This is a genomic window from Allobosea lathyri (genome assembly GCF_900108245.1).
Taxonomy (GTDB): Bacteria; Pseudomonadota; Alphaproteobacteria; order Rhizobiales; family Beijerinckiaceae; genus Allobosea; species Allobosea lathyri.
In genome coordinates this window covers 411638-431201 of record NZ_FNUY01000002.1, presented here as the reverse complement: position 1 = coordinate 431201, position 19564 = coordinate 411638, and the positions used below count along the sequence as shown (strand labels likewise).

Below are 19564 nucleotides of genomic sequence, written 5' to 3'. Positions count from 1 at the left end.
TGCCCCTTAATTCGCAGGCGCAGGCGAAGCCGGAAGGCGCGCCAGAGCTTCGTTGGACAAGAAAAAGGCCGGGCGCCGTTCCGGCAGGATCACGTCGCGCGAATGCGCCAGCCAGGTATCGGGCAGGTAATAGAGTGGCACCACATAGAAACCCGAGAGCAGCAGCCGGTCGAGCGTCCGCACCGTGGCAACGAAATCCTCGCGCTGCCGCGCACCCAGCAGCTTTTGCAGCGTGGCGTCGATGGCGGGCGACTTTACGCCGGCATAGTTCAGCGCGCCCTTGCGATCGGCATTGGCCGAACCCCAACGCCCGATCTGCTCGTTTCCGGGTGAGGCCGAGGCCGGCCAGGTCCACTGGATCATGTCGAAGTCGAAGGCCGAGAGGCGCCGCCAATATTGCACGTCGTCGATCAGCCTGACGGTGACCTCGATGCCGAGCCGGCCGAGCGACTGGGCATAATTCAGCGCCAGCCGTTCCTGCGGGCGGTTGGTGACGGTGATCTCGAAGGCCAGCGGATCGCCGCCCTTCATGTTTCTGAGCACGCCATCCACCATGCCGAATCCGGCCTTGTTGAGCAGGTCGAGGGCGCGGCGTGCCTGCTCGCGGTCGCGGCCCGAGCCGTCTGTAGCGGATGGCGTCCAGCGTCCCGCCAGGATGTCGTCACGCACGCTGCCGGGGAAGCCCGACAGCATGGCCTTCTCGCGCGCATCGGCCGGGACGCCGAGCGCCGACAGCTCCGAATCGGAGAAGAAACTGCCGGCGCGACGATAGACGCCATGAAACAGGTTACGATTGACCCATTCGAAATCGAACAGCATGCCCAGCGCCTCACGCACCCGGACATCGGCGAAGATCGGCCGGCGTGTATTGAAGACGAGGCCGGTCATGCCCTTCGGCGTGTCGAAATGCAGGGTCTGGCGCAGGATCCGGCCATCGCGGACGGCCGGCACGTCATAACCCGTCATCCAGCGCGTCGGGTCCGATTCGAGTCGGACATCGTAGAGCCCGGCCTTGAAGGCTTCGAACAGGGCATTGGAATCGCGATAGAAATCGTAGCGGATCTCGTCGGCGTTGAAGAACCCGCGTGTCAGGGGATGATCCTCAGCCCAGAAATCCTTGCGACGCTTCAGCGTCAGCATCGCGCCCGGCCTGACCTCGCTGACGAGATAGGGGCCGGAGCCGAGCGCTGGCTTGAAGCTGGTCTCGCCGAAGGTCTCGGCATTGGTCGCGTGTTTGGCGAAAATCGGCATCGCGCCGATGACGAGCGGCAGTTCGCGATTGGAGCCGTCGCCCAGCTCGAAAACGACCCGGCGCAGCGACGGCGCTTCCGCCTTCGTCACACGGCCGAGACTGGAGCGATGGAACGGCTTGCCCTTGGTCTTCAGCAGCTCGAAGGTGAAGAGGACGTCCTCCGCCGTGACCGGCTTGCCGTCGGAAAAAGTGGCGCGCTCGTCGATGTCGAAGGCGAGGCGCGTGCGGGCGTCATCGAGCTCGACATGGGACGCCAGCAGCCCGTAGGCGGTGAACGGCTCGTCGGCCGAGCGGAACAGGAGGCTTTGCTGGACATAGCGCGGCACGGCATCGGGCGCGACGCCGAGCACGACCAGCGGATTGAGGCTGTCGAAGGTGCCCTGCTGCCCGAAGATGATGCGCCCGCCCTTGGGCGCCGCTGGGTCGGCATAGGGCAGGTGGTTGAATCCGCGCGGCAGTGCCGGTTCGCCATGCATGGCGATGGCATGGTCGGGGCCTGTCGATTCGGCATGCGAAAGCCCGCCCATCGCGGCGATGAGCGTCATGGAAGCGAATATTGTTTTGGCCCCGGCGTGCAATATCGCCCTGACCCTGCGAAGCAAAACCATCGTTCGACCTGATTCTTGCCTGATAGGATAACACGCGTAAGCTGCGGTCACGCAGCTATTCGGGCTGGAATCCCGTTACGGAACTCGCTAAAGGCGAGGCAGGGTGTCATTCAAACGCCTCATTCGCCCCTGATGTGCACGGCTTGCGATGGCCAGCGCTCATATGCGATTGGGCTGTCGGTGGTGACGCGCGCGGCTTGCGAAGTCGTGATCCCGAATTCGCCTGATAAGGAAAGACAAATGTCCGCTTCGTTCCGCCTGTCATCGCGCGCTCTGGGCATCGCGCTCAGCGCCGCCCTCGGCTTTGCCCCCGTCGCGTCCTACGCTCAGGCCCAGCGCCCTGCGGCGCCGCGCCCCGCCGCTCCGGCCCAGCAGCCCGCCCAGCCCGCGCCCCAGGGCGGCCAGGCCGCGACAGGCCCGACCGTTGTCCAGGTCAAGCCCGAGCCTTCGCAGACGAGCTGGACCAAGGTCTGTGGCAAGGACCAGGCTGCCAACAAGGAAATCTGCTACACCACCCGCGACTTCGTTTCCGATCAGGGCCAGCCTGTGCTCGCCGTCGCGATCTACGACGTCAAGGGCGATGCCAACCGCATCGTGCGCTTCCTGATGCCGCTTGGCCTGCTGCTGCAGCCGGGCATCCGCTTCGGTGTCGACACCGCCCAGCCGACGCCGGGTCGCTTCGCGATCTGTTTCCCGAACGGCTGCTTCGCCGAAGCGCAGGTCAAGGACGATTTCATCAACGCGATGAAGAAGGGCACCACGCTCAGCGTCAGCGTCCAGAACCAGGGCGCCCGCGAAGTCTCCTTCGCCATTCCGCTGGCCGATTTCGCCAAGAGCTTCGACGGCGCCCCGATCGACCCCAAGGTTCTCGAAGATCAGCAGAAGCAGCTGCAGGACGAGCTGGCCAAGCGCCAGGAAGAATTGCGCCAGCGTCTCGGCGCCGGCGGCGCTGCGGCTCCTGCTGTGCCGGGCGTCCCTGGCGCGGCTCCCGCTCCGGGCGCGCTGCCTGTGCCGGGCGCTGCTCCCAAGCCCTGATTTGCAAGCCTTGATTTGCAAGCCCTGATTGCAGGGCGCTGATCGCAACTCGCGGTGAGCGCCTGTCGCCAAAGGAAAAAGCCGGCCCCGAAAGGGGCCGGCTTTTTCATGCGATCTGCCGATTGAGCGACGGCAGCCGGGCTCAGTTCAGGCCGGCACGGTCGATGGTGTAGCGGCCCTTGCGGTCGCGCCGGAAGAATTCCTTGGCCTGCGGATGGCGGATCGGCCGGCCCGACTCGTCGACCACGAGGTTCTGCTCCGAGACATAGGCGACATACTCCGCCTCCTCGTTCTCGGCGAAGAGGTGGTAGAAAGGCTGGTCCTTTGACGGGCGCAGCTCTTCCGGGATCGCCTGCCACCATTCCTCGGTGTTGGCGAATACCGGATCAACGTCGAAAATGACGCCCCGGAACGGGTAGACGCGGTGCTTGACCACCTGTCCGATCCTGAACTTGGCCGAACGTGCTTCCATGACAGGCTTGGTCCATGCTGGTGCCGGCAATCGTGCCGCCGGCTAGGTTATTGTCGCCCTTGCGTGAGGAATGCGTCGCAAATACGTCGAAATCAATCGTTTTAAGCTCCGTCCACCATCACATTCCATAGTGTTCGGCCAGGGCCGGATCGCGCGCGGCGACCTGTCGCGCCAGATCGACGATGACCTTTGCCTGCTTCCAGGTGGCGTCGTCCTGCATCTTGCCGTCGATCATCACCGCGCCCGAACCATCCGGCATCGCCTCCAGAATCCGCTTCGCGAAACCGACTTCGGCCGGATCGGGGCTGAAGACACGCTTGGCGATGTCGATCTGCGAGGGATGCAAGGTCCAGGCCCCGGCGCAGCCCAGCAGGAAGGCGTTGCGGAACTGTGCCTCGCAGGCGGCCGTATCCGAGAAGTCGCCGAACGGCCCGTAAAACGGCTTGATTCCGGCCGAGGCGCAGGCATCGACCATCTTCGCCAGCGTATAGTGCCAGAGATCCTGCTGGGCCACAGCGCGAGCGCCGCCGTCGGGGGAGGGGTCGGCAAGGACCTTGTATTCGGGATGCCCGCCGCCGACCCGCGTCGTCTTCATCGCGCGCGAAGCGGCGAGATCGGCCGGGCCCAGACTCATCCCATGCATGCGCGGCGAGGCCGTCGCGATCGCGTCGACATTCTTCACCCCTTCGGCCGTCTCCAGGATGGCGTGGATCAGGATCGGCTTGGGCAGGGCGTGCCTGGCCTCGAACTGCGCCAGCAGCTGGTCGACATAGTGGATGTCCCAGGGACCCTCGACCTTGGGCACCATCACGACATCGAGCTTGCCGCCGATCTCGGTCATGATCGCGGTGATGTCGTCGAGAAACCAGGGCGAGTTCAGCGCATTGACACGCGTCCACAGCCCCGTCTTGCCGAAATCCACGGCCTTGCCCATCGCGATGAAGCCGTCGCGCGCCGCCTGCTTGGCGTCGACCGGGATCGCATCCTCGAGATTGCCCAGCACGATATCGACCTGGCCGGCGAGTTCGCCGACCTTGGCACGCAGCTTTTCGAGATGCGGCGGCACGAAATGGATCATGCGCTCCAGCCTGAGCGGCAGCTCGCGCCAGGGCTCCGGCGCGCCTATGGCGAGCGGTCGGAAGAACTGACGCGGCGTCCTGGTCGTCATGGGGAGCTCCATGCTGCAACGCAACGAATGTGCCGGAGCATTGCAGCGGCGTCCATTGCCTTTTGGCAGTAGATAGCTAGCAAAAAGGAGATCATACCTAGGATTAATTACCTGATCGCATGAGGGGCTAAAATTCCTAGGTATCAAGTCCTTTGTTCGGCATTGCGAGATGGACGCCATGGCGCCAACGGCCTTGCCTCGCGACGCAGAGAGGCTAGATGGCTCAGATTGCAATCCGATCCGGCCAAGCGCGGCCGATGGCCCCGCTCCAGGTAGATCCGCCGATGGCCGACCTTGCCAGCATCTTCAATCTCGTCGCGCCGTTCTTCGGCTTGATCCTGCTCGGCTTCGCCATCGGGCGTTACAAGAAGCTGCCGGAAAGCGGGCTCTCCTGGCTGCAGTTCTTCCTGATCTATGTGGCACTGCCGCCGCTGTTCTACCGGCTGATCGCCGATAAGCCACTCAGCGAACTCGCCAATTGGGGATTTATCGCGGGCACGACGCTGGCGACATTCTGCGCCTTCTGCCTCTCCTTCGCGGTGGGGATGAGGTACACGAAGGGCGACATGCCCCAATCGGTGATGCAGGGCGTCGCCGGCTCCTATTCCAACATCGGCTATATGGGCCCGCCGCTGATCCTGGCGGCGCTCGGGCCGGCGGCGAGCGCGCCTGTCGTGCTGATCTTCGTCTTCGACAGCGTCCTGCTGTTCTCGCTGGTCCCCCTGTTGATGGCGCTGGCCGGCGTCGAGAAGAAGAGCATCTTCGCCACCGCGCGCGAGGTCGTCTGGGGCGTGCTCACGCATCCGTTCAACCTCGCGACCATGGCCGGCGTGTTCGCAAGCTATACGCGGCTCGAACTGCCGACCGCGATCGACAAGATGACGCTGTGGCTATCCCAGGCCGCCGCTCCCTGCGCGCTGTTCCTGCTTGGCGTCACGGTGGCGCTTCGTCCGATGAAAGCGATGCCGGGCGAGGTGCCGGCGCTCGTGGCGATCAAGCTGCTGCTGCATCCGCTGCTGGTCTGGGTCTTCCTCTCGATCGTCGGCGGCGTGCCCGACAACTGGATTTTCGCCGCCGTGATCATGGCGGCGCTGCCGCCGGCGCTGAACATCTTCGTCATCTCGACACAGTACCGCGTCGGCATCGAGCGCGCCTCGGCCTGCATCCTCGTCGGCACGATCGTCTCGATGGGCACGCTGACGGGCTTCCTGTGGCTGGTGAAGACAGGCAGGATGGTGGCCGACCTGTTCCCCTGAGAGAGCTCATGCTGCCGCTGGACGATCTGCTGGTTCTGGATTTCTCGACCTTGCTGCCTGGACCGCTGGCGAGCCTGTTCCTGGCCGAAGCCGGCGCGCGGGTGATCAAGGTCGAAAGGCCCGGCGGGGAGGACATGCGCGGTTTTCCGCCGCGTTTCGGCGAGACATCGGCCCCCTTCGCCGCGCTCAATCGCGGCAAGGCGAGCGTCGAGATCGACCTGAAGGCTGAAGATGCGCTCGCGCGCCTTACGCCACTGATCGCAAAGGCCGATATCCTGATCGAGCAGTTCCGGCCCGGCGTGATGGAGCGGCTCGGCTTCGGCTTCGCGGCGTTGGCGCGGATCAACCCGCGCCTGATCTATTGCTCTATCAGCGGCTATGGCCAGTCCGGGCCACGCGCGCAGGAGGCGGGGCACGACATCAATTATCAGGCGATCGGCGGGCTGCTCGGCCAATCCCTCAAGCGCGCTGCGCCGCCGCCGCTGCCGCCGCCGCTCGTCGCCGATATCGCGGGTGGCACGATGCCGGCCGTGCTCAATATCCTGCTGGCGCTGCGCCAGCGTGAGCGCGCAGGCAGGGGCTGCCATCTCGACATCGCCATGGCCGACGCCATGCCGACTTTCGCCTGGTACGGGCTGGCGCAAGGACAAGTGACGGGAAGCTTCCCCGATGGCGCCGAGGGGCTGCTGACCGGCGCCAGCCCCCGCTACGGCCTCTATGCCACGGCCGATGGCTGGTTCCTTGCCGTCGGAGCTCTGGAGCCCAAGTTCTGGGCTGCGTTTTGCGAGGCGATCGCGCTCGATCCGACATTGCGGGACGATCGTCACGATCCGGAGGCGACACGTGCCGGCATCGCAGCCATTATCGCCTCGGAGCCCGCCGCGCATTGGCGCGACTATCTCGAGCCCTGCGATTGCTGCTGCACGGTGGTGAGAACGCTGGAGGAGGCGCTGGCCGACCCGCATCTCACCCTGCGCGGTCAACTCGACATGCAAGCGCAGGAACCGGGCGGCCGCCGTCTGGTCTCGACGCCGCTGCCGCTCGCGCCGGTTTTCCGCGAGAAGGCGCAAGCCCTCCGCAAGGTCGCAGCCAGCGGCGAGGATACGGAAAGCCTGCTCGGCGGAGCCAAGGTCCGCAGCTGACCGGCGGATGATTTACCGGGACGTCCCGCCGGCCAATCCCTGCCGCATCACCAGCCGGCGCAAGGGGCCGATCCGCGACAACGCCAGAAGCCCCGCGCCGCGCAGCAGATCGGCCGGCATCATATCCGTGAGCAGCGTGCGGTTCAGCGCATCGACAGCCCCCGTGCGCAGGCGCACATCGGTCTGTCGGGAGCGGTCATAGGCTGCGATCACGCTATCAGCGCCGGGATCGGAGGCATCGCCGACTGCGTCTCGCAAGGCCGCTACATCGCGAAGCCCGAGATTGAGCCCCTGCGCGCCGATCGGCGGAAAGACATGCGCGGCTTCGCCGATCAGCGCCATGCGGTTCGCGCCGAAGCTTTCGACCGAGAGCCCGCCCATCGGCACGCGACCGCGCGGGCCGACCACATTCATCGCGCCGAGCAGCGAATGGGTCTGGGCCTCGACACGGCGGGCGAAGGCGGCATCATCGAGCGCTGCAACGCGGTCGGCTTCCTCGGGATCGAGCAGCCAGACCAGAGAGGAGCGGCGGCCGGGCAGGGGGACGAGCGTGCAAGGGCCGGTGCGCGTGTGGAACTCTGTCGAGGTCTCATTGTGATCGCGGCGATGGCTGAGGATTGCCGTCAGCGCCACCTGCGGATAACGCCAGTCACGCGCCGCAATGCCGGCGGCAGTGCGGACCCGCGATTGCCGCCCGTCCGCGCCGACGACGAGACGGGCGTGCAAGGGCGCAAAGCCATCGCCGCCCAATGTAACGCCCGCGGCATCGCTTTCGATGCTGGAGACCAGGCCCGGAATCAGGCTGAGCCTGTCGCTCGCTTGCGCCTTCGCTGCAAGCGCCTCGGTCAGCTCGGCATTCCCCACATTCCAGCCGAAGGCGGTGAGTCCAACCTCGGAGGCGCGGAATTCGACCGGCGGCTGGCGAAACAGGCTGCCGGTATCGTCGACGAGGCGCATGACGGCGAGCGGTGCGGCCTTGTCGGAGAGAGCCTCCATCAGGCCAAGCTCGGCCAGTACCCGCCAGGAACCATCGAGCAAGGCGACCGTGCGTCCATCGCGTGGGGCGGCCAGGGGGCCGAGCACGGCAACGCGCCTGCCGTCGCCGCTCAACGCCAGCGCGGCGGCGAGGCCGACGGCTCCGGTTCCGACGATCGCGATATCGACCTGATTGTCGTGTTTGCGGCTCATGCCGTCTGGCTATCCGAAGACGAGCCGCTTGACCATCGGCCGGCGCGTCGCAGCTCAAGGGATCTGTGGCGATGTCACAGTGGTGACCTCGGCGCTGGGCGCCGATCCCCGTTGCAGGCGCGCCGTTGCGCCATGCGCGGACAAGTCCTTATGGTCCTGCCTTCATTTCTGGGAGTTCGATTCATGGTCAAAGCCATTCGCATTCACAAGATCGGCGGCCCCGAGGTCCTGCAATTCGAGGACATCACGCTGCCCGCGCCGGGGCCGGGCGAATTGCTGGTGAAAAACCGCGCCATCGGCCTGAACTTCATCGATACCTATTTCCGTTCCGGGCTGTATCCGGTGCCGCAAATGCCTTTCGTGCCCGGAAACGAAGGCGCAGGCGAAGTCCTGGCCGTCGGCCCCAATGTCACCGAGTTCAAGCCCGGCGACCGCGTCGCCTATGTCGCGACGCTCGGCTCCTATGCGCAGGAGCGTGTCGTCGCGGCTGCCTCGGTCGTGGCCCTGCCCGACGCCGTATCCTTCGAGGCGGCAGCCAGCATGATGCTGAAGGGGCTCACGGCCGAATATCTGCTCCACCGGACCTATAAGGTGAAATCGGGCGACACGATCCTCGTTCATGCGGCAGCCGGAGGTACCGGCCTGATCCTGTGCCAATGGGGCAAGGCCCTCGGCGCCACCGTGATCGGCACGGTGGGCTCGCAGGAGAAGGCGGACCTCGCCAGGGCACACGGCGCCGATCACACCATCCTCTATCGCGAGGAGAATTTCCCGGCTCGCGTGAAGGAGCTCACGGGCGGAAAGCTCTGCGGCGTCGTCTATGACGGCGTCGGCAAGGACACCTTCCTGCCCTCGCTCGATTGTCTGAGGCCCTTCGGCGTGCTGGCGAGCTTCGGCAATGCGTCGGGCCCGGTCGAGCCCTTCAATCTCGGCCTGCTCGGGCCCAAGGGCTCGCTCTATGTCACCCGGCCGACGCTGTTCACCCATATCGCCAGCCGCGCGACCATGGTCGAGATGGCCAAAAACCTGTTCGACACGGTCGCCTCGGGCAAGGTCAAGGTGCCCGTCAACGCCACCTTCGCCCTGGCGGATGCGGCCAATGCCCATCGCGCGCTGGAAGGGCGCGGCACCACCGGCTCGACCGTGCTGATTCCCTGACGCGGGTAGCGAGGGTTTTTCATACCCGCGCCAATCCTGCCCGCGCTAATCCTGCCAAAATCATCGCTTAAGGACAGACCTTGCCCGGTTGTGATTGGGCGAGGTTCTGGCTCCGGAGCGTCCAGTCGGCATGAAGAGGATTTCGCTGACCGTCGGGCTCGCGCTCGCATTGGCGGGCGCCGGGACGCTGGTCGTTCCCCCGGCATGGCGGCATTGGCAGCTGATCGCGGCCGCAAATGACCCGGTCGCGCTGTCGCAGTTGCGGCTGGACGACGCCTTCACGGCTACGCGCCTCGAATCAGAGGTCGATAGCGCCATTGCTGCGCGAGATCCCGAGCTCGCGGAAAGTTTCATGGCTCTGGCCGCCGAGCGCGGTCTGGCCGTCACGCCCGCCCAGCGGCAGCGGCTGCAGGCGCTGAATGACGGCGCCGCTCTCCGTGCCGTCGAGGATTTCGGCCATGGCTTCGTTGCCGGCGACCGCGACAGCGGCGCCGCCTTCACGGGAGCGTTGGTCGGAGACATCACCGGCTTCGGCGATCTGCGCGATCTTGCGGTCGAGGGCCGGAAGTGGCTGGGCGGCGAGACGGCAGACCAGACCGTTCTCGCGATAGCCGCCGCCGGCCTCGCCATCAGCGCCGCGACCTGGGCCAGTTTCGGTGGCGCCTTGCCGGCTCGCAACGGGCTCAGCGCCGTCAAGGCAGCCAGCAAGGCCAAGGTGCTCTCCCCGGCCTTGACCGCAAACGTCGCCCGCGTCGCGGCGGGTGCGATCGATCGTCCGGCATTGAATGCCAGCCTCGCAGCCGCCGCCAAATTCGACTTTGCTGCCACGCGTCTCGCAGCAGGCGGGATCGTCAAGCCGGCCGCAATGACGCGCCTGGCCGCGATCGGCCAGGATGCCGGCGCAGTCTATGCCCGCACCGGCCAGCGCGGTCTCCGGCAGGTTCTGAGCCTTGCCGATGAGGCCGGCGATATCGGCAAGGCCGCAAGGCTCGGCGCCGCAAAGGGCGTGAGCACGCGTGCGATCCTGAAGGTGCTGGGCCGAGGCGCGCTGGTGCTGGGGGCGCTGAGCCTTAGCGCCGTCAGCTGGCTGTTTGCCCTCATCGGCTATGCGCTGGCATTGGCCATGCTGGCGCAGCGCTTTGGCGCGTGGCTAGGACGGCGGATCGCTCCGCGCCGCGCCCAGATGGCCTGAGCGCGGATTTTTTCGCGATCCCGTGAACCCAAAGTCATGGCGGTGCGACCAATCGATGTCAGCGCCTGCTGATGCTCTTTTGGGAGACGGGTCATGAAAAACAAGCTTCGCATCGCCGGACTGCTTCTGGCTTCGCTCACAGTCTCGACCGTTGCGCTGGCCCAACAGGGCGGAGGCGGAGGCGGAGGTGGTCAGGGCGGAGCAGCGGGCGGAGGTGGCGACAACTCCATCATCGCCCTGCGGCTTCAGGATCATGAACGGGCTCGCCTGTCGCGCGCCGTCGAACCGCGGCGCGCCGGCTCCAACTGCCTCACCCATGCCTGCAACGAACCGCCGATGCAGCGCCCTCCGGCCCGCATCGCGGTCCAGTTGATCGACAGCTGCGGCGGTGGGGACTACTGGATCGCGCGCGACCGCAGCGGTCGCATCATCCGCCGTGTCTGCGAATTCAATTGATCAGACGGCGACGCCGTGAAGATCATAGGCGTCCGCGCGCTCGATCTTCACGCTGACGATGTCGCCCGGCCGTAGCGGCCTGCGGCTTGCGACATAGACATTGCCGTCGACCTCGGGCGCATCCCATTTGGAGCGCCCCTTGGCGACGGTCGGCCCGGCCTCGTCGATGATGACCTGGATGCGCTTGCCGACGCGGTTCTTGACGATGCGCGTGCTGATCTCGGCTTGCGCCTTCATGAAGCGGTGCCAGCGCGCTTCTTTCTCGTCCTCCGGGATCAGGGGAAGGCCGAGATCATTGGCGGTCGCGCCCTTGACCGGCTCGTATTTGAAGCAGCCGACGCGTTCGAGCTTCGCTTCCTTGAGCCAGTCGAGCAGGAACTGCACATCCTCTTCGGTCTCGCCGGGGAAGCCGACGATGAAGGTCGAGCGGATCGCGAGATCGGGGCAGATATCGCGCCATTTCCGGATGCGGTCCAGCGTGCGGTCCTGATGAGCCGGTCGGCGCATAGCCTTGAGAACGCTGGGAGATGCGTGCTGGAAGGGGATGTCGAGATAGGGCAGGATCAGCCCTTCCTGCATCAGCGGAATGACCTCGTCGACATGCGGGTAGGGGTAGACATAGTGCATCCGCACCCAGATCCCCATCTGCCCGAGCTCGCGCGCGAGCTCGAAGAAGCGCGTGCGGACCTCGCGGTTCTGCCACATCGAGGGGGCGTATTTGATGTCGAGCCCATAAGCGCTGGTGTCCTGCGAGATCACCAGCAATTCCTTGACGCCGGCCTTCACCAGCTTCTCGGCCTCGCGCAGCACGTCGCCGATCGGCCGCGAGACCAGATCGCCGCGCAGTTTGGGGATGATGCAGAAGGTGCAGCGATTGTTGCAGCCCTCTGAAATCTTCAAGTAAGCGTAGTGGCGCGGCGTCAGCTTGATGCCATGGTCCGGCACCAGATCGACGAAGGGGTCGTGCCGCGGGGGCACCGCCTGATGCACGGCCGAGACGACGCTTTCGTAAGCCTGGGGGCCGGTGATCGCGAGCACATTCGGGAAGGCGTCGCGGATCTGCTCGGGCTCGGCGCCCATGCAGCCGGTGACGATGACCTTGCCGTTCTCCGCCATAGCCGAGCCGATCGCCTCGAGCGATTCCGCCTTGGCGCTGTCGAGGAAGCCGCAGGTGTTGACGATGACGAGATCGGCACCCGCATGGCTCTTGCTGAGCTCATAGCCCTCCGAGCGCAGGGAGGTGATGATCCGTTCGGAATCGACCAGGGCTTTCGGGCAGCCGAGGGATACGAAGGAGATTTTCGGCGCGACGGCGTTCATCGGCTGACTTTTCGACAATTCTGAAAGGAGGCGGCGCGGCATGGCTGGCGCGCGCCGCCTCCTTTGAACGGTTTCAGCCTGTTTTGCAAATCGGCGGTTGCTACGCCGTCGCCGCGGTCGCGACCGGTCGCTCCGGATCCTGGGTCCAGTCGGTCATCGAGCCATCATAGAGCGCGACCTCGTCGCGCCCGAGAACCTCGGACAGAACGAACCAGTTCAACGCCGCCGTGTGACCGGTGTTGCAGTAGGAAATCGCCGGTCCCTGCGGCACGTTGCCGAACAGCTTTTGCAGGTCGCCAACGGGCTTCAGCGCGCCGTTCGCCGGGTCGAAGGCGTCCGTATAATCGCGTGAGACGGCACCGGGGATATGGCCAGCACGCGCCGCTTCCGCCGATTTTTCGCGACCCTCGAAATAGCTCGCCGCGCGAGCATCGACCAGGGTGGCGAGCTTGCTGCGCGAAGCGACCAGCGTCGCATCGGTATTGCTGCGCAGGCGCTGCTGCATGACGACCGGATAGGGGCCGGCGCTCTTGGGCGTGGAGGGACCGGTCTCGACCGGGCGCTTGGGGTCGGCCCTCCAAGCCTTGAAGCCGCCATCGAGAATGGCCTGTTGACCATGGCCGATCAGCTTCAGCGTCCAGTAGACGCGGGCGGCCGCGGCAAAATCGGTGGCGCTGACGCCGGCCGGGACGATGACGACATTGTCATGCGGCTTGACGCCGAGCCGGCCTGCCAGCGCCGCCAGATGATCCAGCGGCGGCAGCATGCCCGGCGCATTGCCGACCTTGGCCCGCCAGCCATCGGCGGCATAGTCGCTGTGCACGGCGCCGGGGATATGCCCGGCTTCGTAGGCAGCCTTGCCGCCGCCATCCACGGGGGAGCGGATGTCGATGACGACGAGGTTGCTGCTGCCCAGTTGCGCATTGAGCGCTTCGGGCGTGATCAATCCTGCGAATTCGGTTCCGCTCATTCCGCCGCTACCTTCTGTGTCTCGTCGATCACGTCGAGCGAGTAGCTCATCTCAGCCGTCGCTCCGAGCATGATCGAAGCCGAACAGTATTTTTCCTTCGACAACGTCACGGCCCGTTCCGCCTTCGCCTGCGAAAGGCCGCGTCCGCTGATCTTGTAGGAGAGATGGATCTTCGTGAAGACCTTCGGGTCTTCCGTGGCACGTTCGGCCTCGACCTCGACATCGCAGCCGGTGACGTTCTCGCGCCCCTTCTTCAGGATCTGCACGACATCGAAGCCGGTGCAGCCGGCGAGGCCGATCAGCAGCATCTCCATCGGCCTGATGCCGATATTGCGGCCGCCATATTCAGGTGCGCCGTCCATCATCACGGCATGGCCGCTACCGGCCTCGCCCATGAAGGCCATGCCCTCGACCCATCTCGCGCGTGCTTTCATGCCCGCCTCCTGTCCGAATCTCGAAGCCGATAGGGATAAGGGCTCTCTGCGTCCGATGCGAGGCTAGGGCATCGGCCCGAAAAGTGGAATGCGGTATTCGGAAGAAGCCGATGCCAAATCAAAGACCTGCAGTAGCGGGACGAATATCGTATTACGTCCGGTGCAGGAGATTCAGGCGGCCGCGAACAGGCTGCCATGGGTGATGCGCAGGCGGATGCGCTCGCCGATCGCGGGAGCGACCTGGCTTGCCAGATCGACATCGAGCCGCTTCGGCAGACCCTGTACGGCGACTTCCGCGCGCCGCAACGGCCCATTCCGGCGCAGATGCTCGACCACCCCCGGCAAGGCCATTGGCAGATCGTCGACGATGCGCAGATGCTGCGGCCGGACATAGAGCGCGGCCTGCCCGCCCTGGTTCTGCGAAAGGCCGCCGAGCACCGGCCTGTCACCGAAGAAGGCCTGGCTGCCCACCACCTTGACCGGCAGCTTGTTCACCTCGCCCAGGAACTCGCAGACGAAGGGGGTTGCCGGATGGTCGTAGACATCATCGGCCGAGCCGACCTGCTCGATCCGGCCGTCATTCAGGATGGCGACGCGGTCGGCCAGTTCCAGCGCCTCTTCCTGGTCATGGGTGACGAAGACGGTGGTATGCCCGGTGCGGCCATGGAGATCGCGCAGCCAGGCCCGCAGGTCCTTGCGAACCTTAGCGTCGAGCGCGCCGAAAGGCTCGTCGAGCAGCAGCACGCGCGGCTCGATCGCCAATGCGCGCGCCAGGGCGACGCGTTGGCGCTGGCCGCCCGAGAGCTGGCTCGGATAGCGCTTCTCAAGGCCGGGAAGCTGGACGAGCTCGAGCAATTCGCCGACGCGCTTGCGGATTTCGGCGTTGTCGGGCCGCTCGTTGCGAGGCCGCGACTTCAAGCCGAAGCCGATGTTCTGCGCCACGTTCATGGTCTTGAACAAGGCGTATTGCTGGAAGACGAAGCCGATGCGCCGGTCGCGTAGCGACAGGTCGCGCATGTCGGTATCGCCAAACAGCACGCGACCGTGATCAGCCTGCTCCAGCCCGGCGATCAGCCGCAGCAGAGTGGTTTTACCGGAGCCTGACGGGCCTAGCAGCGCAACGAGCTCACCCGGCTGGATATCGAGCGAGACGCCACGCAATGCAGGGAATGCGTCGAAGCGCTTCTCAATGGATTCAATCGTGACGGCGACCGTCATGGGCAGCAACCCCTCATCGATGTTCAGTGGCGGCGGCTCGCGGCGATGGCGTCGCCGAAACGCCATTCCAGCAGGGTTTTCAGCGCAAGCGTGACCAGTGCGAGGCCCGCCAGCAACGAGGCGACGGCAAAGGCGGCGGCGCCCATATATTCATTGTACAGGATCTCGACATGCAGCGGCATGGTGTTGGTCAAGCCGCGGATCTTGCCGGAGACGACAGCGACCGCGCCGAATTCGCCCATGGCGCGGGCGTTGCAGAGCAGGACGCCATAGAACAGGCTCCATTTCACATTGGGCAGCGTGATCGAGAAGAAGGTGCGCCAGGGCGAGGCGCCGAGAGTCAGCGCGGCCTCCTCATCGGCCGAGCCGAGCGATTGCATATGCGGGATCAACTCGCGGGCCACGAAGGGGAAGGTGACGAAGACCGTCGCCAGGATCAGGCCGGGCAGGGCGAAGATGATCTGGACGTCATGCGCCTTCAGCCAGGCGCCGAAATAGCCCTGCGCACCGAAGAGCAGCACGAAGACGAGGCCCGAAATCACGGGCGAGACCGAGAAGGGCAGGTCGATCAGGCTGATCAGCAGGTTCTTGCCCCGGAATTCGAATTTGGCGATGGCCCAGGCAGCGGCGATGCCGACCACGATATTGAACGGCACTGCGACAGCCGCCACGAGCAGCGTCAGGCGGATGGCCGCCACGGCATCGGGCTCGAAGATCGCTGCCTTGTAGGCCTCCCAGCCGCGCGCGCCGGCCTCGACGAAGACGGTGATCAGCGGCAGCAGCAGGAACAGCAGCAGGAAGGCCAGCGACAGGCCGATCAGGAGGATCTGCACGGCGACGCTCTCGCCGCGAACGCGACGATCGTCGCGGCGGGTGGCCAGGTCGTTGGTCTTGAGCGGGAGCGCGGCGTCAGACATCGCCGAACCTCCGCCGAGCGCGGGCCTGGATCAGGTTGACCGACAGGATCAGCGCAAACGAGATCAGCAGCATCAGCGTCGCGACGACGGCGGCACCCGCATAATCGAACTGCTCCAGCTTGATCACGATCAGCAGCGGCGCGATCTCGGACACCATCGGCACATTGCCGGCAATGAAGATGACCGAGCCGTACTCTCCGACTGCGCGCGCGAAGGCGAGCACGAACCCCGTCAGCAGCGCCGGCAGTACCGGTGGCAGGATGACCGTGAAGATCGTGCGCAACCGGCTCGCGCCGAGCAGCGCGGCAGCCTCCTCGACATCATCCTGCAGTTCCTCCAGCACGGGCTGGACGGTGCGCACCACGAAGGGAAGGCCGATGAAGATCAGCGCGACCATGACGCCAAGCGGCGTGTAGGCGATTCTGATGTCGAAAGGCGCGAGGAGACTGCCGACCCAGCCATTGGGCGCGTAGATTGCCGCCAAAGCGATGCCGGCGACGGCCGTGGGCAGGGCGAAGGGCAGGTCGACCGCCGCATCGATCAGGCGCCGGCCTGGGAATTCGTAGCGCACCAGCACCCAGGCCAGGATCAGCCCGAAGATCGCGTTGATCGATGCGGCAAAGAGCGCTCCGAGGAAGGACAGCCGCAGCGCCGCCAATGTGCGCGGCGAGGTCATGATCGCCCAGATGTCGGCCGGGCCGGCGCTGGCGGCCTTCAGGAAGAGCGCCGCGAGCGGGATCAGCACGACCAGCGACAGCGCCGTCAGGGTCAGGCCGAGCGCCAGCCCGAAGCCGGGCAGCACGCTCGGTTCTCGCCAGCGGAAGGGCGCTGTCGCTGCCATGGCCTTAGCGCGCCGGCTTGTAGAGTTGGTCGAAGGTGCCGCCATCGCCGAAATGGGTCGGCTGCGCCTTGGCCCAGCCGCCAAACGCGCCATCGATCGTGACGAGCTCGACCTTGGGGAAGTTGGCGATGTCCTTCGGGTCGGCATTCTCAGGGTGCCGCGGGCGATAGAAGTTCTTGGCGATGATGGCCTGCGCCTTCGGCGTGTAGAGGAAGTCGAGATAAGCCTGCGCCTCGGCGCGGGTGCCCTTGGCGTCGACATTGCCGTCGACGACCGCAACCGGCGGCTCGGCCAGGATCGACAGGCTGGGAACGACGATGTCGAACTTGTCGGCGCCGAACTCCTTCAGCGCAAGGAAGGCCTCGTTCTCCCAGGACAGGAACACGTCGCCGATGCCGCGCTGGGTGAAGGTGGTCGTCGCGCCGCGCGCGCCGGTGTCGAGCACCGGGACATTGGCGAGCAGCTTGCCGATATAGTCGCGGATCTTGGCGTCGTCCTTGTTGAAGGCCTTTTCGGCATAGGCCCAGGCGGCGAGGTAGTTCCAGCGGGCTCCGCCCGAGGTCTTCGGGTTGGGCGTGATGATCTGGACGCCGGGCTTCACCAGATCGCCCCAGTCCTTGATCGCCTTCGGATTGCCCTTGCGCACGAGGAACACGATGGTCGAGGTATAGGGCGAGGAGTTGTTCGGGAGGCGCTTCTGCCAGTCGAGCGGCAGCTTCTTCGAACGCTCCGCGACCGCATCGATGTCTCCGGCCAGTGCCAGCGTCAGCACATCCGCATTCAGCCCATCGATGACGGTGCGGGCCTGAGCGCCCGAGCCGCCATGCGACTGCCGGATCGTGGTGATCTTCTTCGCGTTCTTCGCGTTCCATTCCGCGATGAAGGCGGCATTGATATCGCGATAGAGCTCGCGGGTCGGATCATAAGAAACGTTCAACAGTTCGGTCTGCGCGCGGGCGCCGGCGACCACGCCAAAGCACAGCGAGAAGGCTCCGAGGACGAGGCCGGCACGAAGCAGGCGGCGAAACAGCGGGTGCGTCATCTCAGGGCTCCGTTGCGATCAAACCGGGGGAATCAGCACTGAAACCCCAGCTCTGTTCTGAATAACAAACGAAACGTACTGAATTTTCGGCCTTGTCTCAACGGCATGCCGTAGCACGCCCGTTCCAAACTTCAGCGCCTCGGGAGAAAACGCGTCTCTTGATCAAGCGTTCCCCGGCCACGAGACGGTGATAGCAATTCCCCGCCGATCGCGCAAAAGGCGTCGCCGACACTCGGCCGGAATCAGGCTCGCCGCTGGTCAGGGACCGAGGCGATCTCGGAAAGAGCGCTTCCCAGCGCATGTCCGACCATGACGAGCACTGGCCCCGAGGCGGGGAGTTCGCCCAGCCGCTCCGGCAGCGTCGCGATCGTCGCGGCAACCCTGGCCTCGTCTGGCCGCGTTGCCGCCAACACGGCGATGGCCGGCGTCTGCGGGTCGAGCCCCGCGGCCACGGCGCGGTCGCGGAAGCCTGCAAGTGTTGCGCGTGCCATGTAGATCACGGTCGTCGCATGCGGATCGGCCATCGCCTGCCAGTCGAGATCATCGGGCAGGTCGCCGCTGCGGGCGTGCCCGGTGACGAATTGCAGGCGGCGTGCATGGTCGCGATGGGTCAAAGACAAGCCAAGCGACGCTGCAGCCCCTTGTGCTGCTGATATTCCGGGCACGATCGCAACCGGAATATTGGCGGCTGCGCAGGCGTCGATCTCCTCGCCGGCGCGGCCGAAGATGCCGGGATCGCCGCCCTTGAGACGCACGACATGTTTGCCCTGGCTCGCCAGCGAGACGATCAGGGCATTGATGTCGCTTTGCTTGACCGAGGGGCCGTAACCGGTCTTGCCGACCAGCATGCGCTTGGCCTCGCGGCGGGCGAATTCGAGCACACCGGGCGAGACGAGGTCGTCATAGAGGATGATGTCGGCGCTTTGCAGCGCGCGGATCGCCTTCAGCGTCAGCAATTCCGGATCACCGGGGCCGGCGCCGACCAGAGTCACGCGGCCGGTGCCGTCATGGGCGCTTTCGAGCCGGTCGAGTGCTTTGAAAAGCTCGGCCCTGTCGTCGCTGTCAGGCGCACGTTCAGGCTCCGCCATGGCGCGTCCGGCGAAGCGCTCCCAGAAAGCCCGGCGCAGGGAAAAGGGCAGGTCGCGCGCCTGGACCGCAGGCCGCCAATCCGTTGCAGCCTGGGCCCACGCCTTCAGCCCGGCGGGCAGCATGGCCTCGATCTTGGTGCGGATCGCCTGTCCGAAGACCGGTGCCGCGCCATCGGTCGAGATCGCGACGATGAGGGGAGAACGGTTGACCAGCGCGCCGAAGGCGAAGTCGCAATGATCGGGCTTGTCGACGATGTTGATGGGCACGCCCGCCTGACGCGCCGCGGCGACGAAGGCGCGAATCTCATCCTCGTCCTCGATATCGCCGACGGCGATGGCGGAGTCGGACAAATCGGCAGGCTGCCAGCCCCGCGCGTGAACACTCACGCTTCCGCCCGGAATATCGCCGGCAAGGCCGGAGAACATTTGGGCGTCGTCGCGGGCGAAGATATGCAGATCGGCCCCGGTCGCAGCCAGCAGTTCGGCCTTCCAGAGCGCGGCCTCGCTGTTGCCCGCGAGCACGACCCTGCGCCCTTCGAGATTGTGGAAGAGCGGCAATGTCGCCAGTCGCTCGATGCGGCGGGCGCTGGTCGTTTCGGGGTGTCTTTCGGTCATCGTGTCGTCGCTGCAGCCTTCACAGTCGCCAGAGGCTCTGCACCACCGGCTGGCGGCGCAAACAGCCAGAAGGCGGCAAGCGCCAGGATGATAAGGCGAAAGCAAAGACCGAACCAGCGCTCATGGCGGGCCGGCGGAAGCAGTTTTTCGACATCGCTGTTCATGCTGTCCTCCGCGAGGTCATCAGCGGTT

Annotated in this window: 19 protein-coding genes; 6 read left to right on the top strand and 13 right to left on the bottom strand. The window is 65.6% G+C overall.

All coding sequences use genetic code 11. The annotated features are described in order from the left end of the window. Positions 1-6: 6 nt before the first annotated feature. Positions 7-1797: an extracellular solute-binding protein gene (locus C4S73_RS06375; protein WP_103871626.1), complete on the bottom strand. Its 1791-nt coding sequence runs from the start codon at positions 1795-1797 to the stop codon at positions 7-9. A 303-nt stretch (positions 1798-2100) separates the two neighbouring features. Here C4S73_RS06375 and C4S73_RS06370 point away from each other — a divergent pair, with 303 nt between their 5' ends. Next, positions 2101-2895: an invasion associated locus B family protein gene (locus C4S73_RS06370; protein ID WP_103871863.1), complete on the top strand. Its 795-nt coding sequence runs from the start codon at positions 2101-2103 to the stop codon at positions 2893-2895. A 142-nt stretch (positions 2896-3037) separates the two neighbouring features. Here C4S73_RS06370 and hspQ read toward each other — a convergent pair whose 3' ends face one another. Continuing rightward, entirely contained in the window at positions 3038-3367 is a 330-nt protein-coding gene (gene hspQ / locus C4S73_RS06365) for a heat shock protein HspQ (protein ID WP_103871625.1), read from the bottom strand. Positions 3368-3485: 118 nt separating this feature from the next. Beyond that, on the bottom strand, positions 3486-4535 hold the full coding sequence (locus C4S73_RS06360; RefSeq protein WP_103871862.1) for an HpcH/HpaI aldolase/citrate lyase family protein: 1050 nt from the start codon (positions 4533-4535) through the stop codon (positions 3486-3488). Positions 4536-4819: 284 nt separating this feature from the next. On the opposite strand from C4S73_RS06360, the gene C4S73_RS06355 reads away from it, so the two are divergent. Further along, entirely contained in the window at positions 4820-5791 is a 972-nt protein-coding gene (locus tag C4S73_RS06355) for an AEC family transporter (protein WP_103871861.1), read from the top strand. Between the two features lie 8 nt (positions 5792-5799). Beyond that, positions 5800-6933: a CaiB/BaiF CoA transferase family protein gene (locus C4S73_RS06350; protein WP_103871624.1), complete on the top strand. Its 1134-nt coding sequence runs from the start codon at positions 5800-5802 to the stop codon at positions 6931-6933. 12 nt (positions 6934-6945) lie between these two features. Here the strand turns inward: C4S73_RS06350 and C4S73_RS06345 are convergent, their stop codons facing one another. Beyond that, positions 6946-8121 carry a UbiH/UbiF family hydroxylase gene (locus C4S73_RS06345; RefSeq protein ID WP_103871623.1) on the bottom strand — a complete coding sequence of 392 codons (1176 nt, stop codon included), beginning with the start codon at positions 8119-8121 and terminating at the stop codon, positions 6946-6948. Between the two features lie 183 nt (positions 8122-8304). Between C4S73_RS06345 and C4S73_RS06340 the strand changes: the two genes are divergently transcribed. The 3 genes from C4S73_RS06340 (at position 8305) to C4S73_RS06330 (ending at position 10927) form a co-directional block, all read left to right on the top strand. Further along, positions 8305-9279 (top strand): quinone oxidoreductase family protein, encoded by a 975-nt coding sequence (locus tag C4S73_RS06340; protein ID WP_103871622.1) that lies wholly within the window; start codon positions 8305-8307, stop codon positions 9277-9279. A gap of 130 nt (positions 9280-9409) precedes the next feature. After that, entirely contained in the window at positions 9410-10471 is a 1062-nt protein-coding gene (locus C4S73_RS06335) for a hypothetical protein (protein WP_103871621.1), read from the top strand. A 93-nt stretch (positions 10472-10564) separates the two neighbouring features. Further along, a complete protein-coding gene (locus C4S73_RS06330; protein WP_103871620.1) occupies positions 10565-10927 on the top strand; it encodes a hypothetical protein in 363 nt (120 codons plus the stop codon). Here the strand turns inward: C4S73_RS06330 and rimO are convergent, their stop codons facing one another. The 9 genes from rimO to C4S73_RS28145 form a co-directional block, all read right to left on the bottom strand. Next, a complete protein-coding gene (gene rimO / locus C4S73_RS06325) occupies positions 10928-12247 on the bottom strand; it encodes a 30S ribosomal protein S12 methylthiotransferase RimO (RefSeq protein ID WP_103871619.1) in 1320 nt (439 codons plus the stop codon). A gap of 100 nt (positions 12248-12347) precedes the next feature. Next, on the bottom strand, positions 12348-13217 hold the full coding sequence (locus tag C4S73_RS06320; RefSeq protein ID WP_103871618.1) for a sulfurtransferase: 870 nt from the start codon (positions 13215-13217) through the stop codon (positions 12348-12350). After that, complete coding sequence (locus C4S73_RS06315; RefSeq protein WP_103871617.1) at positions 13214-13651, bottom strand: OsmC family protein; 438 nt, start codon at positions 13649-13651, stop codon at positions 13214-13216. Before C4S73_RS06315 ends, C4S73_RS06320 begins: the two co-directional genes overlap by 4 nt. A 171-nt stretch (positions 13652-13822) precedes the next feature. Further along, a complete protein-coding gene (locus tag C4S73_RS06310) occupies positions 13823-14869 on the bottom strand; it encodes a sulfate/molybdate ABC transporter ATP-binding protein (protein WP_103871860.1) in 1047 nt (348 codons plus the stop codon). 23 nt (positions 14870-14892) lie between these two features. Next, positions 14893-15786, bottom strand: a complete 894-nt coding sequence (gene cysW, locus C4S73_RS06305) for a sulfate ABC transporter permease subunit CysW (RefSeq protein ID WP_103871616.1) — start codon at positions 15784-15786, stop codon at positions 14893-14895. Further along, positions 15779-16627 carry a sulfate ABC transporter permease subunit CysT gene (gene cysT, locus C4S73_RS06300; RefSeq protein ID WP_103871615.1) on the bottom strand — a complete coding sequence of 283 codons (849 nt, stop codon included), beginning with the start codon at positions 16625-16627 and terminating at the stop codon, positions 15779-15781. The genes cysW and cysT overlap by 8 nt, the downstream gene beginning before the upstream one ends. 4 nt (positions 16628-16631) lie before the next feature. Then, complete coding sequence (locus C4S73_RS06295) at positions 16632-17669, bottom strand: sulfate ABC transporter substrate-binding protein (protein WP_103871614.1); 1038 nt, start codon at positions 17667-17669, stop codon at positions 16632-16634. Between the two features lie 242 nt (positions 17670-17911). After that, the gene (cysG, locus tag C4S73_RS06290) at positions 17912-19372 is read right to left on the bottom strand and encodes a siroheme synthase CysG (RefSeq protein WP_103871613.1); all 1461 of its coding nucleotides are present in this window, start codon (positions 19370-19372) and stop codon (positions 17912-17914) included. Beyond that, on the bottom strand, positions 19369-19536 hold the full coding sequence (locus tag C4S73_RS28145) for a hypothetical protein (protein WP_160115681.1): 168 nt from the start codon (positions 19534-19536) through the stop codon (positions 19369-19371). The genes cysG and C4S73_RS28145 overlap by 4 nt, the downstream gene beginning before the upstream one ends. Between the last annotated feature and the right edge of the window lie 28 nt (positions 19537-19564).

Excerpts from the sequence above, each read along its gene's own strand:
- C4S73_RS06375 (WP_103871626.1), bottom strand. The coding sequence starts at position 1,797 with ATGACGCTCATCGCCGCGATGGGCGGGCTTTCGCATGCCGAATCGACA.
- C4S73_RS06370 (WP_103871863.1), top strand. The coding sequence starts at position 2,101 with ATGTCCGCTTCGTTCCGCCTGTCATCGCGCGCTCTGGGCATCGCGCTC.
- hspQ (WP_103871625.1), bottom strand. The coding sequence starts at position 3,367 with ATGGAAGCACGTTCGGCCAAGTTCAGGATCGGACAGGTGGTCAAGCAC.
- C4S73_RS06360 (WP_103871862.1), bottom strand. The coding sequence starts at position 4,535 with ATGACGACCAGGACGCCGCGTCAGTTCTTCCGACCGCTCGCCATAGGC.
- C4S73_RS06355 (WP_103871861.1), top strand. The coding sequence starts at position 4,820 with ATGGCCGACCTTGCCAGCATCTTCAATCTCGTCGCGCCGTTCTTCGGC.
- C4S73_RS06350 (WP_103871624.1), top strand. The coding sequence starts at position 5,800 with ATGCTGCCGCTGGACGATCTGCTGGTTCTGGATTTCTCGACCTTGCTG.
- C4S73_RS06345 (WP_103871623.1), bottom strand. The coding sequence starts at position 8,121 with ATGAGCCGCAAACACGACAATCAGGTCGATATCGCGATCGTCGGAACC.
- C4S73_RS06340 (WP_103871622.1), top strand. The coding sequence starts at position 8,305 with ATGGTCAAAGCCATTCGCATTCACAAGATCGGCGGCCCCGAGGTCCTG.
- C4S73_RS06335 (WP_103871621.1), top strand. The coding sequence starts at position 9,410 with ATGAAGAGGATTTCGCTGACCGTCGGGCTCGCGCTCGCATTGGCGGGC.
- C4S73_RS06330 (WP_103871620.1), top strand. The coding sequence starts at position 10,565 with ATGAAAAACAAGCTTCGCATCGCCGGACTGCTTCTGGCTTCGCTCACA.
- rimO (WP_103871619.1), bottom strand. The coding sequence starts at position 12,247 with ATGAACGCCGTCGCGCCGAAAATCTCCTTCGTATCCCTCGGCTGCCCG.
- C4S73_RS06320 (WP_103871618.1), bottom strand. The coding sequence starts at position 13,217 with ATGAGCGGAACCGAATTCGCAGGATTGATCACGCCCGAAGCGCTCAAT.
- C4S73_RS06315 (WP_103871617.1), bottom strand. The coding sequence starts at position 13,651 with ATGAAAGCACGCGCGAGATGGGTCGAGGGCATGGCCTTCATGGGCGAG.
- C4S73_RS06310 (WP_103871860.1), bottom strand. The coding sequence starts at position 14,869 with ATGACGGTCGCCGTCACGATTGAATCCATTGAGAAGCGCTTCGACGCA.
- cysW (WP_103871616.1), bottom strand. The coding sequence starts at position 15,786 with ATGTCTGACGCCGCGCTCCCGCTCAAGACCAACGACCTGGCCACCCGC.
- cysT (WP_103871615.1), bottom strand. The coding sequence starts at position 16,627 with ATGGCAGCGACAGCGCCCTTCCGCTGGCGAGAACCGAGCGTGCTGCCC.
- C4S73_RS06295 (WP_103871614.1), bottom strand. The coding sequence starts at position 17,669 with ATGACGCACCCGCTGTTTCGCCGCCTGCTTCGTGCCGGCCTCGTCCTC.
- cysG (WP_103871613.1), bottom strand. The coding sequence starts at position 19,372 with ATGACCGAAAGACACCCCGAAACGACCAGCGCCCGCCGCATCGAGCGA.
- C4S73_RS28145 (WP_160115681.1), bottom strand. The coding sequence starts at position 19,536 with ATGAACAGCGATGTCGAAAAACTGCTTCCGCCGGCCCGCCATGAGCGC.